The sequence below is a fragment of the Neisseria sp. HMSC061B04 genome, assembly GCF_001836705.1.
Classification (GTDB): domain Bacteria; phylum Pseudomonadota; class Gammaproteobacteria; order Burkholderiales; family Neisseriaceae; genus Neisseria.
The window spans coordinates 1-25,690 of sequence record NZ_KV830170.1; the positions used below are offsets into that span (position 1 = coordinate 1).

The window sequence follows — 25,690 nt, forward strand, 5'->3', positions numbered from 1 at the left end:
AATCCAGTGTCTTAACCGCTTGACGACTCCCCAACTTACTAAATCATATGAAACAGCGGATGAATATCTAATCCTTCCACACAATAAGCTTCATATGATTGAGAAACCTGTTGGTAAATTGTATTTGCTTCTTGATGAGATTCACTTGCTATAAACAAACAAGCCCCGGAGCCGGTCATTAATGCATGACCATATTGGGATAACTCAACATAAGCCTTCCAAACTTCAGGATATTCCTGAAATACAACCGCCTGCATATCATTTTGAAACGGCTGTAACGATTGGAAAGTCGGCATTATGCTGGGTTTAGTATCCCGTGTCAAGCCTTCATGTGCAAAAATTTTAGCGGTTGCCACATGGACGGGGGGCTTAACGATAACATACCATTGTTTAGGGACATCTATTTCAGCCAGCTTCTCGCCCACGCCTTTGGCAAAAGCACTTCTGCCAAAAATAAAAAAAGGAACATCCGCACCAAGACTTACGCCTAAATCAATGAGTTGCTGCCTGCTCAAGCCGCATTGCCACCATTGGTTTAAAACCATTAAGACCGTGGCTGCATCGGAGCTGCCGCCGCCTAAGCCTCCGCCGGTCGGAATCACTTTATCCAACCAAATTTCAATGCCGTGCGGCACGCTTGCATGAGGCAGTAATAATTTAGCCGCCCGATAAGTCAAGTCTTGCTCAGGCTCAAGTCCTTCAACCGGCGTATGCAGAATAATCTGCCTATCGGTACGCATTTTCAGATGAACGGTATCGTATAAGCCGATCAAACAGAAAATACTTTCCAAATTATGATAACCATCGCTCCTGCGGCCGGTAATCCTCAAATCTAAATTTAATTTGGCCGGTGCAGGAAAGGCTTGGATTTCCGCTGAAACAGACATGTTATCCTCTATTTGCGTGCTGCGCATCGGGTTTGTCCATTTTTATCCAAAGAGTGGTTTACCGTGTCGAACACCAAGCGGATATTAAACTTGGCATTTTCAAGTTGTAGCGTTTTGGGCTGTCCCGAACTATTTAATGTGCGCGATATTGTCCAGTCAAACTGCTCCAGACGGCCGTCAGACAGGATTTTATATGGCGCATTGGCAACGCGTTTGCCATCTGCCCAAATATGCAGATATTGAACCGGCAAAGCAAAACCCAAAAGCTGTCTGCTCAATTCTTCAGCCGTTTCCGCCTGATAAACTTTACCCTTACTGTCTACTGCCAATACGCCTTCGCTGTCTTGACACAGTTGGCCTACGGTATTGCCCAACGGTGTATTGACATCAATGGTTTGAACCGCGTTCTGATAAGTCCAGTCAAAATTGGCATAAGAGCCTTTGCCTTCCACTTTGACAGCCAAGCGACCGTCTGCGCTAAAATCCTGCACCTGCTCGGCCGCTTGCCAACTGTTTTGCTGAGGTAAGTTTGGCTGCGCACAGGCAGCTAAAAGCAATAAGGCTGCAACCGATGATAATTGTTTTAAATCCATGGATATTCCTTCATAGGCCGTCTGAAATCAAACGCTTTTCAGACGGCCTTTGGGTTTTATTTGTGTTTTTGAATATGTGGTTTGCCAGATATTATACCGAATTTGGACATTGTCTCTTTTAATACTCGGAGATTGCTTCCGCGTTTCAAACCGTCATTCCAGATTTCTTTGGCCTTGTCTTGGTCGCCAAGCGTCCATAGGACTTCGCCCAAATGCGCGGCAACTTCGGCTTCAGGTTCTTTTTCGTAGGCATATTGGATATACGGCAAAGCCATTTGGGCATCGCCTTTAAGATAATAAGCCCAGCCTACACTATCATTAATGGCTGCGCTTTCCGGCTCCATTTGATAGGCCGTCTGAACCATTTTAAACGCTTCTTCCAAATCCTTGCCGTTGGACAGCAAGGTATAGCCCAAAGCATTCCAACCGTGCGGATTATCCGGATACAGCTCTACCACACGGCGCAAATCGGCAATCGCCTTGCCTGGCTGATTCAGCTTTTCATAAACCATCGAACGCTGATACAACACATTGGCAAGCAGCTCGGGAGAAGCTTGGGTTTTCAAGGATTTTTCGGTGGAATTTACCAAGCTGTTCAAAGCGTTCAACGATTCTTGAAGATTGGTATTTTTAGACAATACGAACAAAGCCGTACTCAACAAATCCTTAGCTTCAAAATAACGTCCTCTTTGCTCGGGCATTTTTTGTGCACGTTGCACCAAAGCCCAAGCCTCTTTATGGTTGCCCTGTTTGGCTTCGATAGAAGCGGCCAAAATGGTTTTATCAAATGTATAAGCCGTAGCCGTTACCTTATCCAGCCATTGTTTGGCTTTGGCCAATTCTTCAACATCATTATAAGAAACCGCACCAATCAACGCTGCACGGCTGCGCTGCTCTTCCGTACCGACTTTATAAGCCTTTTCCAGATAACTGTTTACCGCAGAAATATTTTCCGTCTTGCTCGCTGACAATAAGGCGGCCTGAATATACAAATCAGGGTTGGGATTTTCTTCCAACAAAGTCTGCAACCGCTTAAAAGCCTTATCATTTTGGCCATGGGCGATCAAATTGGCAATGTCCAACTCCTGCCAAATCGGAGATAAGGTTTTGGTGTCTGTCTCTTTGAAGAAGCCGTCCAGAATATCAGGATGCCGTTGCGCCATCAGACGCAGGGTAACAAAAGTCGGCGGCAAAATTTCATTGTCCAACTTGGCCAATCGCTGCAATGCGGCAATAGCATGTTTCTTTTGACCGTCTTTTGCACTAAAAATTGCATCCGCAATCGCTGCTTCAGGGAAGTCTTGATAATTCAAGGCCGTTTTATGCACCTGTTTGACCGCATCGCTGGTCAGATTCGGCTGTTGGGCTGCGGTTTGTGCCAAAAGCAGGAACACGCGCTTTTGCTCGTCTTCACTACCGCCGGCAATCACCTTGTCCAATCCGCTCAAATTCTTATCGGCTTTGCCCAGCAGCAAATTGCGCAACCAAGTCATGCGCTTTTGTGTTTCACCAGGCTCCGGCTCGATTTCGCGCCATTTTTGATAAATGGCTTCAGCCTGTTCAAATGCGTTTAAAGAAACCGCCATCTCCAGAGCGCGTTCGGCCACTTCGGGAGATTTGGTGCGATGCAAAGTCAAAATATAAGTAAACAGCGCAGAAGCCGCATCGCCCTTTTGCAAGGCCAGTTCTGAATTTAACAAAGTAAAAACCTGCGAGGTGCGGTTTTGTATACCCAACAGACGTATCCGTTCCTGTTCGCGCTCTTCAGGAGAAAAACGGTCGGCGCGGCTTTTCTTTTTGATAATCTTAGCCGATTCAAAAACAGCCTTTGAATCGCCGGGCGCGGCAAAAGTTTGTGTAGCAAACAACATCATGACAGCCGCAGCTGCTACTCGAATACGGGATGGGGAAAACAACATAACTATCCTTTTTGAGAACCTGCCGACATTTTCAGACGGCCTAAGCACTTGCAGAACAGACGCAAAGCTTTATTTATCATTCAGACATAACTGTAACACACGCACCCTATTTTGTTGACACAGCAACCGTAAACCTTGTGTAATCCTCATCTGCATAAAACCATCAGCATCAAAGATGAATACCGACCACCTTATCCATTTCCTCACTCAAGCTTCACGCTTCAGCAGCCGTATGCAAGCAGAGCGTAATCAATTAGTTACCGCCCACACGGTCAAAGAAGCAGCCGTTTTGGTCGGCATTGTCTTGCATGAAGGAACGTGGCAAATCTTACTGACCAAAAGGGCCGAAACCTTAAGGCAGCACACCGGGCAAATCGCCTTTGCCGGCGGCCGCAAAGATGCCCAAGACGACAGCCTAACGGCAACGGCGTTAAGAGAAGCTTATGAAGAAACCGCCATTCCGATTGCCGCATGGCAGACTTTTGCGCCGCTACCCTTTTATGACACGCCTTCCGGCTACCGTGTTACGCCTGTTCCGGCAATTTGCACCCAGCCCGTCAACCCAAAAGCAAATCCCGACGAAGTAGCAGAAATTTTTTATCTGCCTTTGGACTTCGCCTTAAACCTGCAAAACTACACATTCCGCCAACTTCATCACAACAATCAAACCCTCGCCCTCCCCGCCCTGCCTTTCCAACACTACGACATCTGGGGGCTGACCGCACTCATTCTATACGGACTGGCAGAACGTTATCAGCAATATTGCCAAGCTTTTAAATAAGGCAAGGCCGTCTGAAACCAATATTCAGACGGCCTGATTTAATCCATTCTCTTTACGCGGCTTCTTCGAAATATTCGATACCTTCTCCGAACCATTTCATCTCATTGCGCAGAGCGACCACTTCGCCAATCACCATTAAAGCCGGACGCTCCGCTTCGGCAGCCAGCAAGCCCAAATCTTTCAGACGGCCTGTCCGCACGGTCTGATTCGGTAAAGTCCCATTGGAAATTACAGCGACAGGCGTAGAAGGCTGTCTGCCATAAGCCATCAGTTTTTCCGCAATCTCGGTCGCCTTAAGCGTCCCCATATAGATTACCAACGTTTGGCGGCTTAAAGCCAAAGTCTGCCAATCAGGCTGATTGCCCTCGTGTTTGCTGTGGCCGGTCACAAATAAAGCACTTTGTGCGCAATCTCGATGGGTTAACGGAATACCGGCATAAGCAGTGGCACCAAGCGCGGCAGTAATGCCCGGCACAATGCGGTAGGCAATTCCGGCCTGATGCAGGGTTTGCACTTCCTCCCCACCACGCCCGAATACAAAAGGATCGCCGCCTTTCAGCCTCACCACGCGCTCGCCTTTTTGAGCGTGTTCAACCAATAGACGGTTGGTTTCTTCCTGCTGGACATGGTGTGCGCCGGCCCGTTTGCCCACGCTGATTTTCACCGCATCTTTACGCACCATCGCCAAAATCTCATCCGACACCAAAGCATCGTAAAACACGGTATCCGCAGCCTGAATCGCCTGCAAAGCATGTATGGTCAGCAAGCCAGGATCGCCCGGCCCTGCGCCCACCAAAACCACTTCGCCGCCAAACGGCGTTTCCCGGTTCAACTGCGTAATCAATTCGCGTTCCGCCGCCTCAATATTGTTCTGAGCCGCAAAAATACCGAAACGGCTGTCAAACAACTTTTCCCAAAAATAACGGCGTCGTTCGACATTATTCAGCGTTTGCTTAACCTTTTCGCGCCATTTGCCAGCAATACGCGCCATCGTACCCGTATGCAGCGGAATCAATGTTTCGATAATCTGCCGCCATTTCCGCGCCAATACAGGCGCAGTACCGCCGCTGGATATGGCTATTTTCAACGGCCCCCTATCCACCACGGCAGGCACGATAAACGAACACAAGTCCGCCGTATCTACCGTATTGCACAATTTCGCCCGTTGTTCCGCCGCTTCAAAAACACGGCGGTTAAATATACCGTCATCCGTCGCCGCAATAACGAAATACACCTCGTCCAGCATGGCTTCTTCAAACAAGCCGCCCAACCAAGCTATTTTCCCTTCATCCGCCCATTGCTGAAACTGAGGATTTAAAGTTTCCGCAACAACGCGCACGCGCGCTCCGGCAGACAACAGGCTTTCCGCCTTGCGCTCGGCAACCTTGCCCGCACCTGCCAGTAAAACAGGGCGGTTTTTCAAATCGGCAAACAAAGGATAATGGCTCATGGTCGTGTTCTTGCTTTATCAATGATTATCCGCCGATATTAAAGGCCGTCTAAAAAAATAGGAAAGAATGGTTTCTGATTTTCTTATGGTGTTTGGTTATATGCCTGCAAAAACCGTCTTTCGAATAATAAAGCATTCAGACGGCCTTTTTTGAATTTCAATCATAAGCCGAATTATTTTAGATATTTGCTATCAAACGGGGAACTTATTTTCCGCTCTGTCTACTAAAAAGTCTTAACAATTATCCATATCAACAACTTAAGTGATATTAATTTGTTAAGGTAATTTCAAAATATAATATTTAGAAGCGAATATACAGCATGACAACTGAAGCAAAAACAGCCCCTTTACCGACTATTCTCTTTAACAAGGCAGCCTATACCAACGGCGATGATGTTATTCTGAACATCTCCAATAAGACAGACAAAATCACCTCTGTTACCGTCAGCCATTTAGGGACGGAAATCCAAAAATTGGATCATCTGGACGCAACCTCCGTCAAACTCTCTTCCGATATTTTTTCACCCAATTCAGGCTACGTCGTCAAAGTAGAGACCGTTGACAACACCGGCAACCACACCAGCAAAACACTGGGATTGTCTGTCGAAGACGACTGGACCATTTTTCCCCGCTATGGCGTAGTGGCGGGATCTAACGATAATTCGGCAGAACGAAACAACTCCATGACCAATGACCAGCTCGCAGGCTATCAAAACAATATCGAGCAACTGGCACAAATGCACATCAACAATTATTTCTTCTATGATGTGTACGACACAACCTCCAATCCATTTCCAAACGTCAACAGCTTCAAACAAGAATGGGCGACTTGGGCTGTCAACAACGGCCAACCCAACCCTCCCCAAATCGATACCCTGCTGATTAAAAACCTCGTAAACAAAATTCACGAAAAAGGCGGCAGTGCCATGCTCTACAATATGCTTAACGCCGCCTCCAATGACGAACTCGATAACCCGGCCATCAAAGAAATTTTAAATAATGTCAAACTCTACAATGCCCAAGAGCATTCCAACTTCGGCAAAGCCGGTGCAGAAACCAAAACATCCGTACAACAATTCGTCGATCCTGCCGACAAAAGCTGGCAAAACTATATCGTCAACACCATGATCAAAGCCCTGAAAACAGGCGGCTTCGACGGCTGGCAGGCCGATACCATGGGTGATAACCTCGTTTACAAAATACAAAACGGCCAAAAGACTGAAAACTTCAGAATGTCTGACGGTTATGACGATTTGTCAGCCGTGGCTGCGGAAAAGTTACACGATTACGGTCAAACTTATATGATCAACGACATCAGCACAGGCAGGGCCGATGTCTTATCCACCACCGGCATGGATGTTCCTTACTCAGAAATCTGGCCGCGCGATTTTAAAGATACAGCCGGAAATACCCATTATGAAAACCACAACTATGCCGAGCTTAAACGCTTGGTAGGCCGTCTGTACGATTACAATCACGTTTCCCCGATTATTGCTGCCTATACTCAAAAAGATACCCACCCGGAAGATCATGCTTCCGAACTCAATCCGGACAACGAATTGCTGGTCGATGCCGTTATCGCAGCGAGTGGCGGCTACCACATGACTGTTGCCGCATTAAACAACCACCCGGATAAAAACGCACATGGTTTTGGTATTTTGCAAGATCCATACTATCCCGCTCAAACGCTCAAAACCAACGAAACCCTGGCCAAATCAGAATTTAACTATCAACAATTCATTACCGCCTATGAGGAGCTGCTTCGCGGCGAAGGCTTGGTTGAACTCAAAGACAATCATGCCTCCATCGTAGCATCCGACGGCTACGACATGACTTCCACCTCAGGCGAAGGAGGCAAAGTTTATACATGGACCAAAGCCACCGCAGACGGCGGCCGAGTTGTCCAATTAATCAATCTCGCAGGCCTCGACAAAGACACCAATTGGAACAGCTCCAACCACCACACGCTGAAACTCGACAACCCTAAAGTCAGAATCCCGTTTGATATGGAAATCAGCGCAGAACAGGCCGAGCAAGCCATCGTACAACTGGCTTCCCCCGACTCAGACGATATATCCATGCACACATTGGAATCTTCCGTCATCTATGAAAACGGCAAACCGGTGGCACTGGAAGTCACCGTACCGAGCCTGGATGTCTGGGATATGCTTTATGTCAGCAATTTAGGACAGGCAAGCGTCAACCAAACCTTTGCCGACGGCAAAACCACATTCAACGGCACCCACGCCGACGACCATATCAAAGGTACTGAAAGCGAAGACATCATCTACGGTAACCGGGGCAATGATGAGATTCACGGCGGCAGCGGCAATGACAAATTGTCCGGCGGCACCGGCGACGACGTCATCAACGGCGATGCCGGCAGCGATATTCTCTACGGAGGCGGTGGAAACGACCATCTGAACGGCGGTTTAGACAACGACACGCTGTATGGCGGCGCCGGTAACGATACTATGTTGGGCGAAGCAGGTAACGATATCCTTCACGGAGGCGCTGGCAACGACACACTGTTTGGCGGCTTAGGGGACGATATATTGCACGGCGAAGCCGGTAACGATACCTATGTATTCAATCGCGGCGAAGGCCATGACACCATTTTCGACCATCACGGCACAAACGCCATCCAATTCGGCGCTGGCATTTTCCTCTCGGATCTGTCGCTCGAAACCGTCAACGAAAAGGACGGCACGACTTGGAACATCACCATTCGTGGCGAAAACAATCACAACGACCTCATCACCATCGACCACCAATATGCCGACATCCATACCGACGCCCAAGGTCAAAAAATCCCCTCAGTCAGCGAATTCCGCTTTGACGAAGGTACGTTCAACATTGACCAGTTAATGCATATTTTAGGTTAACCATTAAAATATCGAGCATCCCAAAGCCGGACTTTCAAAAAGAGTCCGGCTTTTCTTGCCTGCAACGCCACTTCCATTTTTCAGACGGCCTTTGCCTGCGTATAATATCGGTCTAATTTACAACTCAAACGAGCTTAGTCTAGCCATGACCGAATCCATCCGCCTGCCCGCTTCCACACTCAAGCCCTCCACCGTTGCCCTGCCCGGATCCAAAAGCATCAGCAACCGCACGCTGCTCTTGGCGGCACTCTCCGACAACGTTTACGAAATCCATTCTTTGCTCAAATCCGACGATACCGACCGAATGCTTGAAGCACTCGACAGACTCGGCGTGCAAATTGAATCTTTACCTGAAGGCCGTCTGAAAGTTCATGGCACCGGCGGCCATTTTCCCAATCAATCCGCCGATTTGTTTTTAGGCAATGCCGGTACGGCATTCCGCCCCTTGACTGCCGCGCTTGCCGTTTTGGGTGGCGACTATCATCTGCATGGCGTGCCGCGTATGCACGAACGTCCCATCGGCGATTTGGTGGATGCGTTGCGCATTGCCGGTGCGGACGTACAATATCTGGGCAATGAAAACTATCCGCCGCTTCAGATCGGCAAACGCCAAGACAACGGCGAGCGCGTTATTCCGATTAAAGGCAATGTCTCCAGCCAATTCCTGACCGCCCTGCTGATGGCTTTGCCCTTGACCGGACAAGCATTTGAAATTCACATGATAGGCGAGTTGATTTCCAAACCTTATATCGACATCACGCTCAAGCTGATGGTGCAGTTTGGTGTGGACATCATCAATGAAGACTACCGTGTATTTAAAATCCCGGCCGGTGCCAAATATCATGCGCCCGAACATTTATATGTAGAAGGTGATGCCTCCAGCGCGTCTTATTTCTTGGGTGCAGGTCTGATTGCGGGTACACCCATCCGCGTAACCGGTATCGGCGCACACAGCATTCAAGGCGACGTTGCCTTTGCGCGTGAACTGGAGAAAATCGGTGCAGATGTGATTTGGGGCGAAAATTTTGTTGAAATTTCCCGCCCTGCCGAGCGCAAGATTCAGGCTTTTGATTTGGATGCCAACCATATCCCTGATGCGGCCATGACTCTGGCCATCGTCGCACTGGCCACCAAACAGCCCTGCACCCTGCGTAATATCGGCTCATGGCGCGTCAAAGAAACCGACCGCATCGCCGCCATGGCAACCGAACTGCGCAAACTGGGTGCAGAAGTCGTTGAAGAAGCCGAAGCCATCCATATTACGCCGCCCGAAACACTTACCCCCGATGCCGTCATCGATACTTACGACGACCACCGCATGGCCATGTGTTTCTCGCTGGTTTCGCTTTTGGGCGTCCCCGTCATCATCAACGACCCAAAATGTACGCATAAAACTTTCCCCGACTATTTCCAAGTTTTTGCATCATTGACCAATTAATTGATTATTCAACGTTTCAGACGGCCTGTTGCATACAAAAAACACAGGCCGTCTGAAAAATAAAAATAAAACTATACTTTTTCTTAATTTATGCGATAATAGCTAAATAAATTCTTAGCAATTCATATTTCCTTTCGGAGAGAAAACATGTCAGACGAAAAAAGCAAAGCCTTAGCCGCCGCCCTTGCCCAAATCGAAAAAAACTTCGGCAAAGGCTCCATCATGAAAATGGACGGCAGCCAACAGGAAGAAAACCTTGATGTTATTTCCACCGGCTCCCTCGGCGTGGACTTGGCACTCGGCGTCGGCGGTCTGCCCCGCGGCCGCGTGGTTGAAATTTTCGGCCCGGAATCCTCCGGTAAAACCACACTCTGTCTCGAAGCCATTGCCCAATGCCAAAAAAATGGCGGCATCTGCGCATTCATCGATGCCGAGCATGCTTTTGACCCGATTTACGCCCGAAAACTCGGCGTAAAAGTCGAAGAACTCTATCTCTCCCAACCGGATACCGGCGAGCAGGCATTGGAAATCTGCGATACATTGGTGCGCTCAGGCGGTATCGATATGGTCGTTGTCGACTCCGTAGCCGCACTTGTACCTAAAGCCGAGATCGAAGGCGAAATGGGCGACAGCCATGTCGGCCTGCAAGCCCGCCTGATGAGCCAAGCCCTGCGCAAACTGACCGGCCACATCAAACGCACCAATACATTGGTTGTTTTCATTAACCAAATCCGTATGAAAATCGGCGTGATGTTCGGCAGCCCTGAAACCACAACCGGCGGTAACGCGCTCAAATTCTACGCCTCCGTCCGCCTCGACATCCGCCGTACCGGTCAGATTAAAAAAGGCGATGACGTTATTGGTAACGAAACCAAAGTCAAAGTCATCAAAAACAAAGTTGCGCCTCCGTTCCGTCAAGCCGAATTCGATATTCTTTACGGCGAAGGCATCAGCTGGGAAGGCGAATTGATCGACTTGGGCGTCAAACACGACATCGTTGAAAAATCCGGTGCATGGTACAGCTACAACGGCGCAAAAATCGGCCAAGGTAAAGACAACGTCCGCGTTTGGCTGAAAGAAAATCCTGATATTGCCAACGAAATCGATGCCAAAATCCGTGCAGCGGTCGGTATCAATATGGATATCACCGAAGGCAAATTGGACGATACCGACGGCGAACGTCCTGAGGAATAAGTCTGTTTGAAATTAAAGGTTAAAAAGACCAAATAAAGGCCGTCTGAAATCCGACCATTAATCGGATTTCAGACGGCCTTTTATTCAATACTGCTTAAAGCCCCAATGCTTGGGCGTGAAACTCAATATGCGAATCGATAAAGCTGGCAATAAAGAAATAGTCATGCCCATAGCCCGGACGTACTTTATATTGGATATTGAAACCTTTTTCGCGTGTGGAGCGGACAAACCCTTCCGGTTGCAGGACGTCAGGATACAAAGCATCTTCACTGCCGACATCAATCAAAACAGGCAATTTATGCGAGACCGTCTGAAGTAGTTCTGTACTGTCATAGCGTTTCCATGTTTCCACGTTTTCACCAAAATAAGCTGAAAATGCCTGCCTGCCACCTTCCGTATCGATAGGATGACATAAAGGCGCAAAAGCGGAAACCGCAGCATATCGACCGGGATGCTTCAAAGCCAACTGCAGCGCGCCATGCCCGCCCATGCTGAAACCTGCAATGCTGCGCTCTTTCGTTACCGGAAAATTATGCTCGATCAAATCAGGTAATTCTTGGCTGATATAGCTTTCCATTTGGTAATGCTGCGCCCAAGGTGCTTTAGTTGCGTTAACATAAAATCCGGCACCCTGTCCAAGATAATGTTCCTTACTGTCGGCAACATGCTGACCGCGTGGCGAGGTATCCGGAAAAACCACGATAATATTCCATTGCGCCGCAAAACGTTGGATTCCGCTTCGCTGAACCAATTCAGAACCATCACTATTTAAGCCGGAAAGAAAATATAAAACAGGCGCGGGATAACCTTTTAAGACTTGTGGCGGCAGATAGACATCAAATACCATATCCGTCCGGCAGGTTTGAGAAAAATGGCGGTACCGTTCCTGATGCCCGTTAAACATCTTTCTGCGTTCCAGCAAATGCAATTCTGAATTTTTCATTTTATCCCTTGTAAGGAAACAACAATAAGCAGAATGTTAGCGCAAAACCTGCCCATCGTGTTGTTGCCCCATCTTTTTAAGGCAACCCAATCTGCTTTAAACAAGGCTTGACAATCATGCGAAATCATTACGCCGACAGCATTTAAAATCTATACACAATCTCTGTGGATAAATCTGTTGATAAGCTTTGGGTAATCGTAAAATTTTCTTTAGGAACAAACCAAGTCTTAAATTGACTAAAATTTAATCAAATAAAATATAATAAAATCAAATAGTTATATTTATAAGATTTTACTATAATCATACAGTGAAAATTTATAGGTAAAACAAGGTTATGCGGCTTTGTGCATAAATTAGGGTTGACATCCCTAAAAATCGCCCCGAATCAAAAGCTGCGTAAAACAACGGCCTATTTCATCAGATGCCATTCAAAAGACACGCGGCCATACATTTTGCGTTACAATACGCACTTATTTTTAAGAAAGAAAAATACGCCATGAAAGCCTCCCAGTTCTTCATTTCCACCCTGAAAGAAGCCCCAGCCGAAGCCGCACTTGCCAGCCACAAGCTGATGATTCGTGCCGGCTTGATCAAAGCCAACGCGTCCGGTCTTTATACTTGGATGCCGATGGGTCTGCGCGTATTGCGCAAAGTTGAAAATATCGTGCGCGAAGAAATGGCCCGCGCGGGTAGCGTGGAGCTGCTGATGCCGGTGGTACAACCTGCCGAACTATGGCAGGAATCCGGCCGCTGGGAGTTTTACGGTAAAGAACTGCTGCGCCTAAAAGACCGTCATGACCGTGATTTCTGTATGGGTCCGACTTGCGAAGAAGTCATTGCCGACATCGTGCGCAAAGAAGTCAACAGCTACAAACAACTGCCGAAAAACTTTTACCACATCCAAACCAAATTCCGCGATGAAGTGCGTCCGCGCTTCGGTGTGATGCGTGCGCGCGAGTTCGTCATGAAAGACGCTTATTCCTTCCATGCCGACTATGCCTCGCTTCAGACGACCTATCAAGATATGTACGACGCTTACTGCCGTATCTTCACCCGTTTGGGTTTGGAATTTCGTCCTGTTGCTGCGGATACCGGCAGCATCGGCGGTACCGGCTCTCACGAATTCCAAGTATTGGCTGAAAGCGGCGAAGACGTTATTGCATATAGCGATACTTCCGATTACGCCGCCAATATCGAGCTGGCACCGACTTTGCCGCTTAAAGGCGAACGCGCCGCTGCTCAAGCTGAGTTGACCAAAGTACATACACCAAACGTCAAAACCATTGAGTCTTTGGTTGAATTCCTCAATATTCCGGTTGAACAAACCCTCAAATCAATCGTGGTTGAAGGCGAAAACGAAGGCGAACTCGTCCTGCTGCTGTTACGCGGCGACCATGAATTTAACGATATTAAGGCGGAAAAACTGGCCGGCGTGAAATCGCCACTGACCATGGCCAGCCCTGCCGCGATTGTTGAACAGTTCGGCGCAAACGGCGGCTCTCTCGGCCCTGTCGACTTCGAAGGTAAAGTCTATGCCGATTTCGCCACCGAAAAAGGCGCAGACTGGGTTATCGGCGCGAACGAAGACGACTACCACTATACCGGCTTCAACTTCGGCCGCAATGCTGCCGAGCCTGAATTTGTCGATTTGCGCAATGTCATCGAAGGCGACATCAGCCCCGACGAACAAGGCCGTCTGAAACTGGCGCGCGGTATTGAAGTCGGCCACGTTTTCCAATTACGCGACAAATATACTCAAGCCATGAATGTCAGCTTCTTGGACAATAACGGCAAATCCCAAATCATGGAAATGGGCTGCTACGGTATCGGTATTACCCGCGTTGTGGCCGCCGCCATCGAACAAAACAACGATGAAAAAGGCATTGTTTGGACCAAAGCGATGGCGCCGTTTGAAGTTGTGATCGTGCCGATGAACTACAAAAAATCAGAAGCTGTACGCGAAGCCGCCGACAAAATCTATGCCGAGCTTCTGGCCGCAGGCGCGGATGTATTGCTGGATGACCGCGACGAACGTGCAGGCGTATTGCTGAATGACTCCGAGCTGCTGGGTATTCCTCACCGCATCGTCATCGGCGATCGTGCCTTAAAAGAAGGCAATGTCGAATATGCCGAGCGCCGTGACAATCAGGCTCAAGCCATTGCAGTATCAGAAGTTGTTGCCAAGGTTTTGGTCGCATTGAACGATTAAGTTTTTTCAATGATAAAAAGGCCGTCTGAAACTGATTATCTCGTTTCAGACGGCCTTTTTCTGTTTTAATAAATAATATTTTTTCCGTAGCTCTCTAATATTTCTTTGATTTTCAAAATAGTTTCTTTAGGCGGCGGATGTACGCCTTTTAATTTGTATTCGTCGCCACACAAAGCCCATTTGTGTGCGCCCAATTCGTGATACGGTAAAAGCTCGACCATTTCGACATTATCCATATCACCGATAAACTCGCCCAATAAATGCGCTGACCGCTCATCATCGGTATAACCGGGAACAACCACATAACGCACCCGCGTCGGCTGATTGCGTTCGGCAAGATAGCGTGCGAATTTCAACGTTTTGGTATTGGGAATACCGACGAGCACTTTATGAATTTCAGGATCGATTTGTTTCAAGTCGAGCATGACCAAATTGGTATGATCAAGCAAATCATCCAAAATCGAATCATAGTGCAAAGCATAGCCATTGCTGTCGAGACAGGTATGAATATCGTGTTCCCGACAGGCCGTAAACCAGTCGCGTACAAACTCATATTGCAATAACGGCTCGCCGCCGGTTGCCGTTACGCCTCCGCCTGTCGCACGCAAATAATGACGATAAGTCATAACCTGCTTCATCACGGTTGCCACGTCCAATTCCTGCGCCTGCTCGGTATGCAAATCCCAAGTATCGCGATTATGGCAATAAAGGCAACGCATCAGGCAACCTTGCAGAAAGAGGACATAGCGTAAACCCGGACCATCGACAGCGCCGCAAGATTCAATCGAATGAACAATGCCTTTGCCGTTATAGTGACGGTGGCCAAGGTCTTTCAGTTCCGGCTCGGGGGTAATGGCAAAAGTCGTGGACATAGTGTTCGGCTCAAAAATGTTTTTGCTTACATGGATTGTACGATAATAAAGGCCGTCTGAACATTTCAGACGGCCTCGGAGCTTTGTTTCAAAACAAACCAAATGCAAATTTAGCTTCTGGTTTGTTTCTCCACCCGGATTACATGGTTTCTGTGAACGTACGGGTAATCACGTCAAGCTGTTGTTCGCGGGTCAACGAGTTGAAACGAACCGCATAACCAGACACACGAATGGTCAACTGCGGATATTTCTCCGGATGATGCATCGCATCTTCCAAAGTCTCGCGATTCAATACGTTGACGTTCAAGTGTTGACCGCCTTCCAAAATACCGTCTTCATGGTGGAAATAACCGTCCATCAGACCGGCAAGGTTGCGTTCGCGAGAATGCTCGTCTTTACCCAATGCGCCAGGAATAATGGAGAAGGTATAGGAAATACCGTCTTTGGCAAACTCAAATGGCAGTTTGGCTACGGAAGTCAATGAAGCGACTGCACCATTGACGTCACGACCGTGCATTGGGTTTGCACCCGGACCAAACGGAGCGCCTGCGCGGCGGCCGTCCGGAGTATTACCGGTTTTCTTACCGTAAACAACGTTGGAAGTAATGGTCAACACAGACTGAGTTGGAGTGGCGTTGCGGTAAGTTTTGTGGGTGGCCACTTTTTTCATAAACCGTTCCACCAAGTCGCAGGCGATATCGTCAACGCGGTCGTCGTTGTTACCGAATTGCGGATATTCGCCTTCGATTTCGAAGTCAACGGCAATACCGTTTTCATCACGAATCGGTTTCACTTTGGCGTATTTGATGGCGGACAATGAGTCGGCGGCTACAGACAAACCGGCGATACCGCATGCCATCGTACGTTTCACGTCACGGTCGTGCAACGCCATCAACGCGGCTTCGTAGCTGTATTTGTCGTGCATGTAGTGAATAATGTTCAGCGCGGTAACGTATTGGGTTGCCAACCAATCCATGAATTTGTCCATGCGCTCAAAGACAGTGTCGTAGTCCAAAACTTCGTCCATAATCGGCTCGGTTTTCGGGCCAACCTGCTCTTTAGATTTCTCGTCCACGCCGCCGTTGATTGCGTACAGCAGGGTTTTTGCCAAGTTGGCGCGTGCGCCGAAGAACTGCATTTGTTTGCCGACCACCATCGGGCTGACGCAGCAGGCAATGGCGTAGTCGTCGCTGTTAAAGTCAGGACGCATCAAATCGTCGTTTTCATATTGGATGGACGAAGTATCGATGGATACTTTGGCGCAGAATTCTTTAAAGCCTTGCGGCAGTTGTTCTGACCACAATACAGTGATGTTTGGCTCAGGAGACGGACCCATGTTGTACAGGGTATGCAGCACGCGGAAGTTGGTGCGGGTTACCAAGGTACGGCCGTCCAAGCCCATACCGCCGATGGATTCGGTTGCCCAAATCGGGTCGCCGGAGAAGAGTTGGTCGTATTCGGGCGTACGCAGGAAACGGACCATACGCAGTTTCATCACCAAGTGGTCGATAAATTCTTGCGCTTGGGTTTCGGTAATTACGCCGTTTTTCAGGTCGCGTTCGATGTAAATATCCAAGAACGAAGACACGCGACCGAAGGACATCGCTGCGCCGTTTTGAGATTTAACGGCGGCAAGGTAGGCGAAGTAAGTCCATTGGATGGCTTCTTGTGCATTTTTTGCAGGACCGGAAATGTCGTAGCCGTAAGAAGCCGCCATTTCTTTCATTTGACCCAAGGCTTTGTATTGTTCGTTGATTTCTTCGCGACGGCGGATGACCTCTTCCAAGTCCACACCGTTTTCCAAATCGGCTTGCAGTGAGTTGAACTGGTTGAGTTTGTCTTTCATCAAGAAGTCGATACCGTACAATGCCACACGACGGTAGTCGCCGATAATACGGCCGCGGCCATAAGCATCCGGCAGGCCGGTGATCACACCGGATTTGCGGCAACGGCGGATGTCGGGCGTATAAACATCAAACACGCCTTGGTTGTGAGTTTTGCGGTATTTGGTGAAAATTTCGCTGACTTCGGGATTCAACTCAACGTTGTATACTTTGCACGCGTCTTGCACCATTTTCAAACCGCCAAACGGCATGATCGAGCGTTTCAAAGGCTCGTCAGTTTGCAGGCCGACGATGGTTTCCAAATCTTTGTCGATATAGCCTGGAGCATGGCTGGTAATGCCAGAGACAATTTGCGCATCGATTTTATACGGCTCGTGTGTACGGTTTTCAACCTTGATGCCTTCCATCACTTCCGCCCACAGCTTGGTTGTGGCTTCGGTTGCAGGTGCTAAGAATGAAGCATCGCCCTCATATGGCGTGTAGTTTTTTTGAATAAAATCGCGGACATCTACGTTGGTTTCCCAGTTACCACCGACAAAACCTTCCCAAGCGGCAGGACGTTGCTGAACATCATTTGACATATCAAGCTCCTAATTTTATTGAAAATATAGACTGTAAATTTTCTGAAAGGATAACATCAATACCCATTTATTTACAGGGGTTTTTGTGAAATAAAATTACAGATTTGGTTTTTCTTGATTTACGTCAATGAGAATAATTGTTACTTGGCACTACATCTCATTTTCCAAACATTCGTACTTCAAATCGGCGTAGAATACAAAATTCATCCCTGAAAACAGGTGTTCTTCAGGGCTGATTTTTATTGCATTGCATATATAAAGGCCGTCTGAAAAATTCAGACGGCCTTTATTCACTTCATCAATTAAGCAAACGGATGGTGCAAAACGATGGTTTCTTCACGGTCAGGACCGGTTGAAACAATGGCCACAGGCGCGCCGCAAACTTCTTCAATACGTTTCAGGTAAGCTTTAGCGTTTTCAGGCAGCTTATCGTACTCTTTCACGCCGAAAGTCGACTCGCTCCAACCCGGCATGGTTTCGTAAATCGGTTTGCAGGTTTCCACCGCGTCAGAGCCGCAAGGCAGAATGTCGGTTTTGCTGCCATCAGGCAATTCATAGCCTACGCAGATATTGATGTTCTCAACACCGTCCATGACATCCAGCTTGGTAATGCACATGCCGGAAATGCCGTTAACTTGAATAGAGCGTTTTAGAGCAGCCGCGTCAAACCAACCGCAACGACGCGCACGACCGGTTACGGAGCCGAACTCATGACCGCGCTCAGCCAAACCTGCGCCTACTTCGTCAAACAATTCAGTCGGGAATGGGCCGGAACCCACGCGGGTGGTATAGGCTTTAACGATACCCAAAACGTAATCCAGCATTTGCGGGCCTACGCCTGCACCGGCAGAAGCGGCACCGGCTAAGCAGTTGGACGAAGTTACAAACGGATAAGTACCGTAGTCGATGTCCAGCAACGTACCTTGTGCGCCTTCAAACAACAGGCTTTCGCCTTTGCGGTTTTTCTCGTTCAAAACACGGGAAACATCGGTAATCATCGGCGTAATGCGCGGCGCAACTTTTTCAATCACCGCCATCACGTCTTCAAGTTTTACCGGCTCGGCATGGTGCAGGTGTTGCAGCTGGACATTGTAATAAGCCAAAACAGCTTCCAGTTTTTCAACCAGTTTTTCAGGGTGCAACAAGTCCACTACGCGAATCGCACGACGGGCAACTTTATCTTCATAAGCCGGGCCGATGCCGCGGCCGGTTGTACCAATCTTGCTTTTACCGCGGGAAGCTTCGCGTGCTTGGTCAAGCGCAATGTGGTAAGGCAGAATCAATGGACAGGTCGGCGCAATTTTCAGACGGCCTTCAACGTTTTTCACACCGGCGGCGTTCAATTCGTCGATTTCACCCAACAATGCCTCAGGAGAAACCACGACGCCTGAGCCGATGAAGCAGTCCAAAGTCTCATGCAAAATGCCGCTTGGAATCAGGCGCAAAATGGTTTTTTTGCCGCCGACGACCAAAGTATGGCCGGCATTGTGGCCGCCTTGGAAACGTACAACACCGCTGGTTTCTTCTGCCAGCCAGTCAACAATCTTACCTTTGCCTTCATCACCCCATTGGGCACCGATTACGACAACATTTTTAGCCATAGCTATCTAACCTTATTTCAGATACAAAATTTCAAAATAAAACTCAATCGTTCAAAGCGATTACTTTCCAAACGCCGTCTACCTGTTTCAGACGGCCTGTAACCTCTTCCGAACCGTTGTAGCCGATACCGTAATCGATAACGACACATTGTCCTTGTTCGCGCAAAGCATCTACCGCTTCTTGAGCCGCAGGCATGTCTTTGACATCAACCGCCACCACAGACTCCCGTCCGATAGCAGGAAGGCGGCCGATAAAGCTGCGCAAATCAAAACTGAATCCGGCAGCAGGGCGCGCGCGTCCGAAGTATCCGCCCAATCCGTCATAACGGCCGCCGCGTGCCACGGCATCATAAAGATTTGAACCATAGGCTGCGTAAAGCAAACCGGTATGGTAATTGTCAACGCGCAATTCCGATAAATCGATATGCACTTTTTGATTGGGGAACGCATCGCATACGGCCTGCAATTCATCCAGCGCCGCACTGACTGCGGATAATTCCGGTAATTTCTCACGGGCCAAAGTCAGCACTTCGCGACCGCCGTACAGTCGGGGCAACAGTGAAAACGCTTTTGCCCACATACCGTCAAGTTTCCACTCTTTAACCAACTGGCTGACAGCCTCGGCATCTTTGTCCTGCATCAATGACAACAGGGTTGCCGATTGTTGCTCGTCCAAATGAGCGGCATTTGCTAAAGCACGGAATACGCCGATATGGCCTAATGAAAGCAAAACTTCGCCCATATCGGCGATTTTCATGCTTTTCAGCATCAAATCAATCAATTCGATGTCCGCTTCAATACCTTCCAAGCCGTACATTTCCGCACCGGCCTGCAAAGGCTCGCGCATATTAAGCAATCCGTCAGGCCGCGCATGAAGCACCGAGCCGGCATAGCACAAACGGTTGATGCCTTGATTGGCGGAAAGCAAGTGGGCATCAATGCGCGCCACCTGCGGCGTAATATCCGCTCGGATACCGAGCTGGCGGCCGCTGAGCTGATCGACGACCAAAATGGTTTTCAAAGACAAACCGGCATCGATATGCGTCAATAAGGAATGGCTGTATTCCATCAACGGCGGCTGCACCAATTCGTAACCATGCACGCGGAACAAAGCCAACAGCCGCTCACGGGCGCTTTCCAATTGTCGCGCATTGGTCGGCAATACGTCGGCGACGTGTTCAGGAAGCTGCCAAGACTTCATGAGAATCTACCTCTGTTTTTTGTAAACACAAAGGGCTGCTTAAATTTAAAACCAAATCAGCCTGACGACTGAAATTTTCCTGAATGCATCGACGGCACATCCGATGCGGCTTCAACAAAACTGATTTTAAATTTAAACAGCCCCTGAGTGACGGCTTCAAACCGTCGAGTTATTAAAATCAGACTTTACCATATTAAAACAAATTTTGCACCCTGTTTGCAGGAAACGTAAAAAACATTAAAAACAAAGGCCGTCTGAAAACCAAATGCATAAATGCATCATTTTCAGACGGCCTTATTCATGCCTGAACAACCCGACGCTTAACGCCAGTAACGCCACCAAGGCATATCGTCAGATCGCCATTCGTGTTGCAAGAACGGGCTTTGCGGGAAGTTGGTTTCCAAAACGCGGCGCGTATCGGCTGCTAGTTGCGGCTTGTCCAGTTTTTTGTACGCCAATTCCATCATCGCCAAAGCTTCTTCGACATAACGGGTATTTTGGTAACGGCTGACGATTTTTTGCGCACGGTTGGCCGCTGCGACATAAGCACCGCGTTTCATGTAATAACGCGCCACAGACATTTCGTTACCGCCCAAAGCGTCCACCAGCTTGGCCATGCGTTCGGTTGCATCGGCTGCGTATTTACTGTTTGGATAACGTTGCACCAGCTCGGCAAACGCCTGGTAAGCATCGCGGTTAGCTTTCGGGTCGCGGTCGGACCAGTCTTGGGAAGCCAGCTTGTTCAAGAAAGACTGGTCTTCGTTAAACAGGACCAAGCCTTTCAAGTACAGCGCGTAGTCCATATTCGGATGTTGCGGATGATGGCGTTGGAAGCGCGCAATGGCAGCCAAGGCTTTTTCCGGCTCATCGTCTTTATAATAGGCATACGCCGTATCCAACTGGGACTGCTGTGCATAGCGGCCGTTTGGAAAACGGGATTCTAAAATTTCGTATAACTTGACAGCTCGCGTATAATTGTTGCTGTTCAACTCGTCTTGCGCTTCGGCATAAAGCTTTTCCACACTCCAATCTTGAGTAATTTGGGCGTCTTTATCGATTGTGCCTTTATTTGCGCAGGCACTCAGTGCCAAACCTAAAGAAACTACTAAAAGAATTTTTTTCATGCAGAATACTTCCTTTGATAACGAAGCCGATTATAGCGATGATTTAGACTTTCCGTCATCCCCCGAAACAGAAAGTTGTGTTAATTTGACCGTTCCGCTCGAAATGGCGGGCGGAAGGCTGGATGCCGTATTGGCCAAACTCATGCCCGACTACTCGCGCAGCCGCCTGAGTTCGTGGATTAAAGAGGGTGCCGTCATTGTAAACGATAAGCCCGCTCAACCCAAAGATAAAATGATAGGCGGTGAATTGATTGCCGTTACGGTACGTCCGAGCGAAGAAAACCTCGCGTTCACGCCCGAACCGATGGATTTGGACATCATTTATGAAGACGATACCGTCATCGTCATCAACAAACCGGCCGGATTGGTCGTCCACCCTGCCGCAGGAAACTGGAGCGGCACCCTGCTCAACGGCCTGCTGGCGCACTGTCCTGAATTAAGCCAAGTGCCGCGTGCGGGTATCGTCCACAGGCTCGACAAAGAAACCAGCGGCCTGATGGTGGTCGCCAAGACTCTGCCGGCGCAAAACTCACTGGTTCAACAGCTTCAAGAGCGCACAGTCAAACGCATTTACCGCGCAATCGCCAACGGCATCGTTCCTTTTGACGGCAAAATCGAAACCCAAATCGGCCGCGATCCGCACAACCGCCTGAAAATGGCAGTCGTCAAATTCGGCGGCAAACCTGCCATCACCCACGTCAAAGTGTTGGAACGTTATCTGGCACACAGCTACATCGAATGCTCGCTCGAAACCGGCCGCACGCACCAAATCCGCGTCCATATGCGCGAAGCCAACCATCCGCTGGCCGCCGACCCTGTTTACGGCAACCTGCGCCACCCGTGCAGCGACGCGGTTAAAGAAGCCGTCAAAGCCCTCGGCGCGCGCCAAGCCCTGCATGCCTACCGCTTGAGCTTTGTGCATCCGAAAACCGGCGAAACCGTTTCTTTTGAAGCACCTATACCTGACGATATGTACCACCTGCTTTCCGTCCTGCGTTTGGAAGCCGGTTTGGATTCGTCTTTAAGTAATGAGGAAGAATGGCAGGAGAAATTCGGTACGGACGATGACGACGATTGGAATGAAGACGACTACGATGTCGAAGTCGTTTACGTAAGGGATTAAACCCATTTTTCAGACGGCCTAAAATATTATTTGAGGCCGTCTGAAATCAATCCGTTCCAATATTTCAGCGATTCAAAGATTATGAAAACCATCACAGAAACCCTAAACCTCGCCCCGCAAGGCAAGAATTTTTTGACTGCCGACTGGCCTGCCCCTGCCAATGTTAAAACGCTTATTACCACGCGCAACGGCGGTGTCAGCGAAGGCGTGTACCGCAGCCTGAATGTCGGTTCGCACGTCGGCGACAATCTGCAAGCCGTGCTCCGCAACCGTGAAATCGTGCAGGAACAAGTCGGCCTGCCCGTTGCCTACCTTAATCAAATCCACAGCACCATTGTTGTAAATGCCGCCGAAGCGTTAGGCAATACGCCTGACGCCGATGCCTCGGTGGATACGACGGGTACGGTCGCTTGTGCTTCAATGACTGCCGACTGCCTGCCCGTCTTGTTTTGCGACAAAGCAGGGACGGTGGTTGCAGCGGCCCATGCAGGTTGGCGCGGTTTGGCCGGCGGTGTTTTGCAAAACACCATTGCGGCAATGAATGTCGAGCCATTGGAAATCATGGCCTATCTTGCCCCTGCCATCGGCCCTGATGCGTTTGAGGTGGGGCAAGATGTATTTGATGCGTTTTGCACACCCATGCCGGAAGCTGCCGATGCGTTTGAAGACATCGGCGGCGGCAAATACCTTGCCGACATTTACGCTTTGGCGCGCATGGTTCTGCACCGCGAAGGCGTGAACATGATTTATGGCGGCACCCATTGCACCGTCTTGGAACGAGATACTTTCTTCTCCTACCGCCGCGACGGACAAACCGGCCGCATGGTCAGCCTGATTTGGTTGGAAAAATAAGATTTGCGCCATCAAAGACAAGGCCGTCTGAAATACTTTCCGTTTACGGTTTCAGACGGCCTAAACATTATTCGTTATAATCCGACGATACCGTAACCGGTTTCAACGAAGGAATATCCAATGAAAAAAATCCTATTGCCTGCACTTGCCCTATTGCTTGCCTCTTGCGGTTTCCACCTGAAAGGCACAGGCGTGACTTCTCAGCCGCTGCCTTATCAGAACTGGCATGTAGAAGGCGGAGCCGTCATGCAAAAAGCGCTGGAAAATGCCTTACGCCGTGCCGACGGCCATCCGGTTAGCGAAGCCGAATCACAAATCACCCTGCGCGTTGTCGACTTTCAAAAACGCCGCGACATCTACACCATCACCCGCGCCGCCGCGGTCAACGAATACCTGCTGGCCATGACCGTCAAAGCCCAAGCCTTCCGCAACGGCGAGCCGGTTGGCGAACCGATGGAAGTTAAAGTTCACCGCACCATGGACTACGCCGACAGCGAAGTTTTGGGCAAACAGGAAGAGGAAGAAACTATTTGGTCTGAAATGCGCATCGACGCCGCAGATCAAATCGTCCGCCGCCTGACTTTCCTGAAAGCGCAATAATGGCTGCCGCGCCTATTGAGAGCCTGCGCCCCGATACGCCGCTCAAGCCGTTGTACATCATCCACGGCGAAGAGGATTTGTTGCGCATCGAGGCTTTGGATACGCTGCGCGCAGCCGCAAAAAAACAAGGCTATCTCAATCGCGAAGTCTATACCGCTGAAAACAATTTTGACTGGAACGAGCTGTTGCAAAGTGCCGGCAGCGCAGGTTTGTTTGCCGATTTGAAACTGCTGGAAATCCACATTCCCAACGGCAAACCCGGCAAAAACGGAGGCGATGCCCTGCAAGCCTTCGCCGAACGCCTGCCCGAAGATACGGTTACGCTCATCCTACTTCCCAAGCTTGAAAAAGCGCAAATCCAGTCCAAATGGTTTTCCGCATTGGCAGGCAAAGGCATCGTCTTAGAAGCCAAAGCCGTTGCTCCACATGCTTTGCCGCAATGGATACAGGGCCGTCTGAAACAGCAGGATTTGGATATCGAACCTGAAGCACTCGCCCTTTTTGCCGAGCGCGTCGAAGGCAATCTTTTGGCCGCCCGTCAGGAAATCGAAAAACTCGCCCTGCTCCATCCCCAAGGCCATTTAATCAATATTGCCGACGCAGAGGCTGCGGTTGCCACCGTCGCCCGCTTCGACGTATTCCAACTGGCAGGCGCATGGATGAAAGGCGATGCCCTGCGCGTTTCCCGTTTGCTGGACGGTTTGGAAGAAGAAGGCGAAGAGCCGGTTTTGCTGTTGTGGGCGGTTGCCGAAGACATCCGCACCCTAATCCGCCTCACTGCCGCACTCAAGCAAGGCCAAAACATCCAAAGCCTGCGCAACAGTCTGCGCTTATGGGGCGACAAGCAGACCCTTGCACCGATGGCTGCCAAACGCATTTCCATCAACCGTCTGCTCGACGCGCTCAAAACCTGCGCCAAAATCGACCGCATCATCAAAGGCGCGGAAAAAGGCGATGCATGGACCGAGTTCAAACAGCTCGTCACTTCTCTGGCCGCCTGAAACCGTTGCCACGCGTCAAGAAACTTACACGCAATACGCCCCAAAAACAGAAAATACTGTAAAATAGCGTAAACTCAAATTCAGGCCGTCTGAACCTCGCATTTCAGACGGCCTCTTCCAGCAAAAAACAAGGAAACACCAACCATATGGATAATAAAACCAAACTTCGCATCGGCGGCCTGGCCCTGCTGACCACTGCCGTATTAAGCCTCATCATCGTTCTGATCGTCGATTCATGGCCGCTGGCCATCCTGTTGGCCGTCATCATCGTGGCCGCTGCCGCAGGCGGTTTCGTTTGGACTTCGCGCCGTCAGCAACGCCAATTCCTCGAGCGCCTGAAAAAATTCGACATCGATCCGGAAAAAGGCCGTATCAACGAAGCCAACCTGCGCCGCATGTACCACAGCGGCGGCCAACATCAAAAAGACGCGATTACCTTGGTTTGCCTGTCGCAAAAATGTTCCGTTGACGAAGCGCACGCCATCTTCAAAAAACGTCCGACCCGTCAGGAAATGAACCAAATGGCCGCCCAACAGGCACGCGGTCAAAAACGTCCACATCGCTAATCCCGACAGTAACAGGCCGTCTGAAC

The 25,690-nt window shown here is 49.4% G+C and carries 20 protein-coding genes; 10 read left to right on the plus strand and 10 right to left on the minus strand.

Annotated features, from left to right (window positions below; genetic code table 11):
* Positions 1 to 38 precede the first annotated feature (38 nt).
* From ispE to HMPREF2661_RS00500, 3 genes are read right to left on the minus strand one after another with little or no spacing between them, the layout of a single operon-like run.
* Positions 39 to 887: a 4-(cytidine 5'-diphospho)-2-C-methyl-D-erythritol kinase gene (gene ispE / locus HMPREF2661_RS00490; RefSeq protein WP_049322212.1), complete on the minus strand. Its 849-nt coding sequence runs from the start codon at positions 885 to 887 to the stop codon at positions 39 to 41.
* A gap of 8 nt (positions 888 to 895) precedes the next feature.
* Positions 896 to 1,480 (minus strand): lipoprotein insertase outer membrane protein LolB, encoded by a 585-nt coding sequence (gene lolB, locus HMPREF2661_RS00495; protein ID WP_070822056.1) that lies wholly within the window; start codon positions 1,478 to 1,480, stop codon positions 896 to 898.
* Positions 1,481 to 1,536: 56 nt separating this feature from the next.
* Positions 1,537 to 3,399 (minus strand): tetratricopeptide repeat protein, encoded by a 1,863-nt coding sequence (locus tag HMPREF2661_RS00500; RefSeq protein WP_049322205.1) that lies wholly within the window; start codon positions 3,397 to 3,399, stop codon positions 1,537 to 1,539.
* A 175-nt stretch (positions 3,400 to 3,574) separates the two neighbouring features.
* Here HMPREF2661_RS00500 and HMPREF2661_RS00505 point away from each other — a divergent pair, with 175 nt between their 5' ends.
* Positions 3,575 to 4,180 carry a CoA pyrophosphatase gene (locus tag HMPREF2661_RS00505; protein WP_070822057.1) on the plus strand — a complete coding sequence of 202 codons (606 nt, stop codon included), beginning with the start codon at positions 3,575 to 3,577 and terminating at the stop codon, positions 4,178 to 4,180.
* Between the two features lie 52 nt (positions 4,181 to 4,232).
* On the opposite strand, the gene cysG is transcribed toward HMPREF2661_RS00505, so the two are convergent.
* On the minus strand, positions 4,233 to 5,630 hold the full coding sequence (gene cysG / locus HMPREF2661_RS00510; RefSeq protein ID WP_049322202.1) for a siroheme synthase CysG: 1,398 nt from the start codon (positions 5,628 to 5,630) through the stop codon (positions 4,233 to 4,235).
* Between the two features lie 320 nt (positions 5,631 to 5,950).
* Between cysG and HMPREF2661_RS00515 the strand changes: the two genes are divergently transcribed.
* The 3 genes from HMPREF2661_RS00515 to recA all read left to right on the plus strand — a co-directional run bounded on the left by HMPREF2661_RS00515 (position 5,951) and on the right by recA (position 11,147).
* Positions 5,951 to 8,515 carry a glycoside hydrolase family 66 protein gene (locus HMPREF2661_RS00515; RefSeq protein WP_070822058.1) on the plus strand — a complete coding sequence of 855 codons (2,565 nt, stop codon included), beginning with the start codon at positions 5,951 to 5,953 and terminating at the stop codon, positions 8,513 to 8,515.
* A gap of 145 nt (positions 8,516 to 8,660) precedes the next feature.
* The gene (aroA, locus tag HMPREF2661_RS00520) at positions 8,661 to 9,953 is read left to right on the plus strand and encodes a 3-phosphoshikimate 1-carboxyvinyltransferase (RefSeq protein ID WP_070822059.1); all 1,293 of its coding nucleotides are present in this window, start codon (positions 8,661 to 8,663) and stop codon (positions 9,951 to 9,953) included.
* Between the two features lie 147 nt (positions 9,954 to 10,100).
* A complete protein-coding gene (gene recA / locus HMPREF2661_RS00525) occupies positions 10,101 to 11,147 on the plus strand; it encodes a recombinase RecA (RefSeq protein WP_063075842.1) in 1,047 nt (348 codons plus the stop codon).
* 94 nt (positions 11,148 to 11,241) lie between these two features.
* Here the strand turns inward: recA and fghA are convergent, their stop codons facing one another.
* Positions 11,242 to 12,090, minus strand: coding sequence for an S-formylglutathione hydrolase (gene fghA, locus HMPREF2661_RS00530; protein ID WP_070822060.1), 849 nt, complete (start codon positions 12,088 to 12,090; stop codon positions 11,242 to 11,244).
* 496 nt (positions 12,091 to 12,586) lie between these two features.
* Between fghA and HMPREF2661_RS00535 the strand changes: the two genes are divergently transcribed.
* Positions 12,587 to 14,299: a proline--tRNA ligase gene (locus HMPREF2661_RS00535; protein WP_049359761.1), complete on the plus strand. Its 1,713-nt coding sequence runs from the start codon at positions 12,587 to 12,589 to the stop codon at positions 14,297 to 14,299.
* A gap of 65 nt (positions 14,300 to 14,364) precedes the next feature.
* Here the strand turns inward: HMPREF2661_RS00535 and pflA are convergent, their stop codons facing one another.
* From pflA to HMPREF2661_RS00560, 5 genes are all read right to left on the minus strand, one after another.
* Positions 14,365 to 15,171 (minus strand): pyruvate formate lyase 1-activating protein, encoded by an 807-nt coding sequence (pflA, locus tag HMPREF2661_RS00540; protein WP_049359759.1) that lies wholly within the window; start codon positions 15,169 to 15,171, stop codon positions 14,365 to 14,367.
* A gap of 139 nt (positions 15,172 to 15,310) precedes the next feature.
* Entirely contained in the window at positions 15,311 to 17,596 is a 2,286-nt protein-coding gene (gene pflB, locus HMPREF2661_RS00545; RefSeq protein ID WP_049359758.1) for a formate C-acetyltransferase, read from the minus strand.
* A gap of 302 nt (positions 17,597 to 17,898) precedes the next feature.
* A complete protein-coding gene (locus tag HMPREF2661_RS00550; protein ID WP_049359756.1) occupies positions 17,899 to 19,197 on the minus strand; it encodes an adenylosuccinate synthase in 1,299 nt (432 codons plus the stop codon).
* Between the two features lie 43 nt (positions 19,198 to 19,240).
* Positions 19,241 to 20,398, minus strand: a complete 1,158-nt coding sequence (locus HMPREF2661_RS00555) for an ATP phosphoribosyltransferase regulatory subunit (RefSeq protein WP_070822061.1) — start codon at positions 20,396 to 20,398, stop codon at positions 19,241 to 19,243.
* A gap of 320 nt (positions 20,399 to 20,718) precedes the next feature.
* Positions 20,719 to 21,522 carry an outer membrane protein assembly factor BamD gene (locus HMPREF2661_RS00560; RefSeq protein WP_004519923.1) on the minus strand — a complete coding sequence of 268 codons (804 nt, stop codon included), beginning with the start codon at positions 21,520 to 21,522 and terminating at the stop codon, positions 20,719 to 20,721.
* Between HMPREF2661_RS00560 and rluD the strand changes: the two genes are divergently transcribed.
* From rluD to HMPREF2661_RS00585, 5 genes are all read left to right on the plus strand, one after another.
* A complete protein-coding gene (gene rluD, locus HMPREF2661_RS00565; protein ID WP_070822062.1) occupies positions 21,521 to 22,645 on the plus strand; it encodes a 23S rRNA pseudouridine(1911/1915/1917) synthase RluD in 1,125 nt (374 codons plus the stop codon). The genes HMPREF2661_RS00560 and rluD overlap by 2 nt on opposite strands.
* Before the next feature lie 81 nt (positions 22,646 to 22,726).
* Entirely contained in the window at positions 22,727 to 23,497 is a 771-nt protein-coding gene (pgeF, locus tag HMPREF2661_RS00570) for a peptidoglycan editing factor PgeF (protein WP_070822063.1), read from the plus strand.
* 120 nt (positions 23,498 to 23,617) lie between these two features.
* A complete protein-coding gene (gene lptE, locus HMPREF2661_RS00575) occupies positions 23,618 to 24,097 on the plus strand; it encodes an LPS-assembly lipoprotein LptE (protein ID WP_070822064.1) in 480 nt (159 codons plus the stop codon).
* Complete coding sequence (gene holA / locus HMPREF2661_RS00580; protein WP_070822065.1) at positions 24,097 to 25,098, plus strand: DNA polymerase III subunit delta; 1,002 nt, start codon at positions 24,097 to 24,099, stop codon at positions 25,096 to 25,098. The genes lptE and holA overlap by 1 nt, the downstream gene beginning before the upstream one ends.
* Positions 25,099 to 25,244: 146 nt before the next feature.
* A complete protein-coding gene (locus HMPREF2661_RS00585) occupies positions 25,245 to 25,664 on the plus strand; it encodes a hypothetical protein (protein ID WP_003746427.1) in 420 nt (139 codons plus the stop codon).
* Positions 25,665 to 25,690: the final 26 nt, after the last annotated feature.

Bases quoted from the DNA above. Each gene is read 5' to 3' on its own strand.
- ispE (WP_049322212.1), bottom strand. From the start codon at position 887: ATGTCTGTTTCAGCGGAAATCCAAGCCTTTCCTGCACCGGCCAAATTA.
- lolB (WP_070822056.1), bottom strand. From the start codon at position 1,480: ATGGATTTAAAACAATTATCATCGGTTGCAGCCTTATTGCTTTTAGCT.
- HMPREF2661_RS00500 (WP_049322205.1), bottom strand. From the start codon at position 3,399: ATGTTGTTTTCCCCATCCCGTATTCGAGTAGCAGCTGCGGCTGTCATG.
- HMPREF2661_RS00505 (WP_070822057.1), top strand. From the start codon at position 3,575: ATGAATACCGACCACCTTATCCATTTCCTCACTCAAGCTTCACGCTTC.
- cysG (WP_049322202.1), bottom strand. From the start codon at position 5,630: ATGAGCCATTATCCTTTGTTTGCCGATTTGAAAAACCGCCCTGTTTTA.
- HMPREF2661_RS00515 (WP_070822058.1), top strand. From the start codon at position 5,951: ATGACAACTGAAGCAAAAACAGCCCCTTTACCGACTATTCTCTTTAAC.
- aroA (WP_070822059.1), top strand. From the start codon at position 8,661: ATGACCGAATCCATCCGCCTGCCCGCTTCCACACTCAAGCCCTCCACC.
- recA (WP_063075842.1), top strand. From the start codon at position 10,101: ATGTCAGACGAAAAAAGCAAAGCCTTAGCCGCCGCCCTTGCCCAAATC.
- fghA (WP_070822060.1), bottom strand. From the start codon at position 12,090: ATGAAAAATTCAGAATTGCATTTGCTGGAACGCAGAAAGATGTTTAAC.
- HMPREF2661_RS00535 (WP_049359761.1), top strand. From the start codon at position 12,587: ATGAAAGCCTCCCAGTTCTTCATTTCCACCCTGAAAGAAGCCCCAGCC.
- pflA (WP_049359759.1), bottom strand. From the start codon at position 15,171: ATGTCCACGACTTTTGCCATTACCCCCGAGCCGGAACTGAAAGACCTT.
- pflB (WP_049359758.1), bottom strand. From the start codon at position 17,596: ATGTCAAATGATGTTCAGCAACGTCCTGCCGCTTGGGAAGGTTTTGTC.
- HMPREF2661_RS00550 (WP_049359756.1), bottom strand. From the start codon at position 19,197: ATGGCTAAAAATGTTGTCGTAATCGGTGCCCAATGGGGTGATGAAGGC.
- HMPREF2661_RS00555 (WP_070822061.1), bottom strand. From the start codon at position 20,398: ATGAAGTCTTGGCAGCTTCCTGAACACGTCGCCGACGTATTGCCGACC.
- rluD (WP_070822062.1), top strand. From the start codon at position 21,521: ATGCAGAATACTTCCTTTGATAACGAAGCCGATTATAGCGATGATTTA.
- HMPREF2661_RS00560 (WP_004519923.1), bottom strand. From the start codon at position 21,522: ATGAAAAAAATTCTTTTAGTAGTTTCTTTAGGTTTGGCACTGAGTGCC.
- pgeF (WP_070822063.1), top strand. From the start codon at position 22,727: ATGAAAACCATCACAGAAACCCTAAACCTCGCCCCGCAAGGCAAGAAT.
- lptE (WP_070822064.1), top strand. From the start codon at position 23,618: ATGAAAAAAATCCTATTGCCTGCACTTGCCCTATTGCTTGCCTCTTGC.
- holA (WP_070822065.1), top strand. From the start codon at position 24,097: ATGGCTGCCGCGCCTATTGAGAGCCTGCGCCCCGATACGCCGCTCAAG.
- HMPREF2661_RS00585 (WP_003746427.1), top strand. From the start codon at position 25,245: ATGGATAATAAAACCAAACTTCGCATCGGCGGCCTGGCCCTGCTGACC.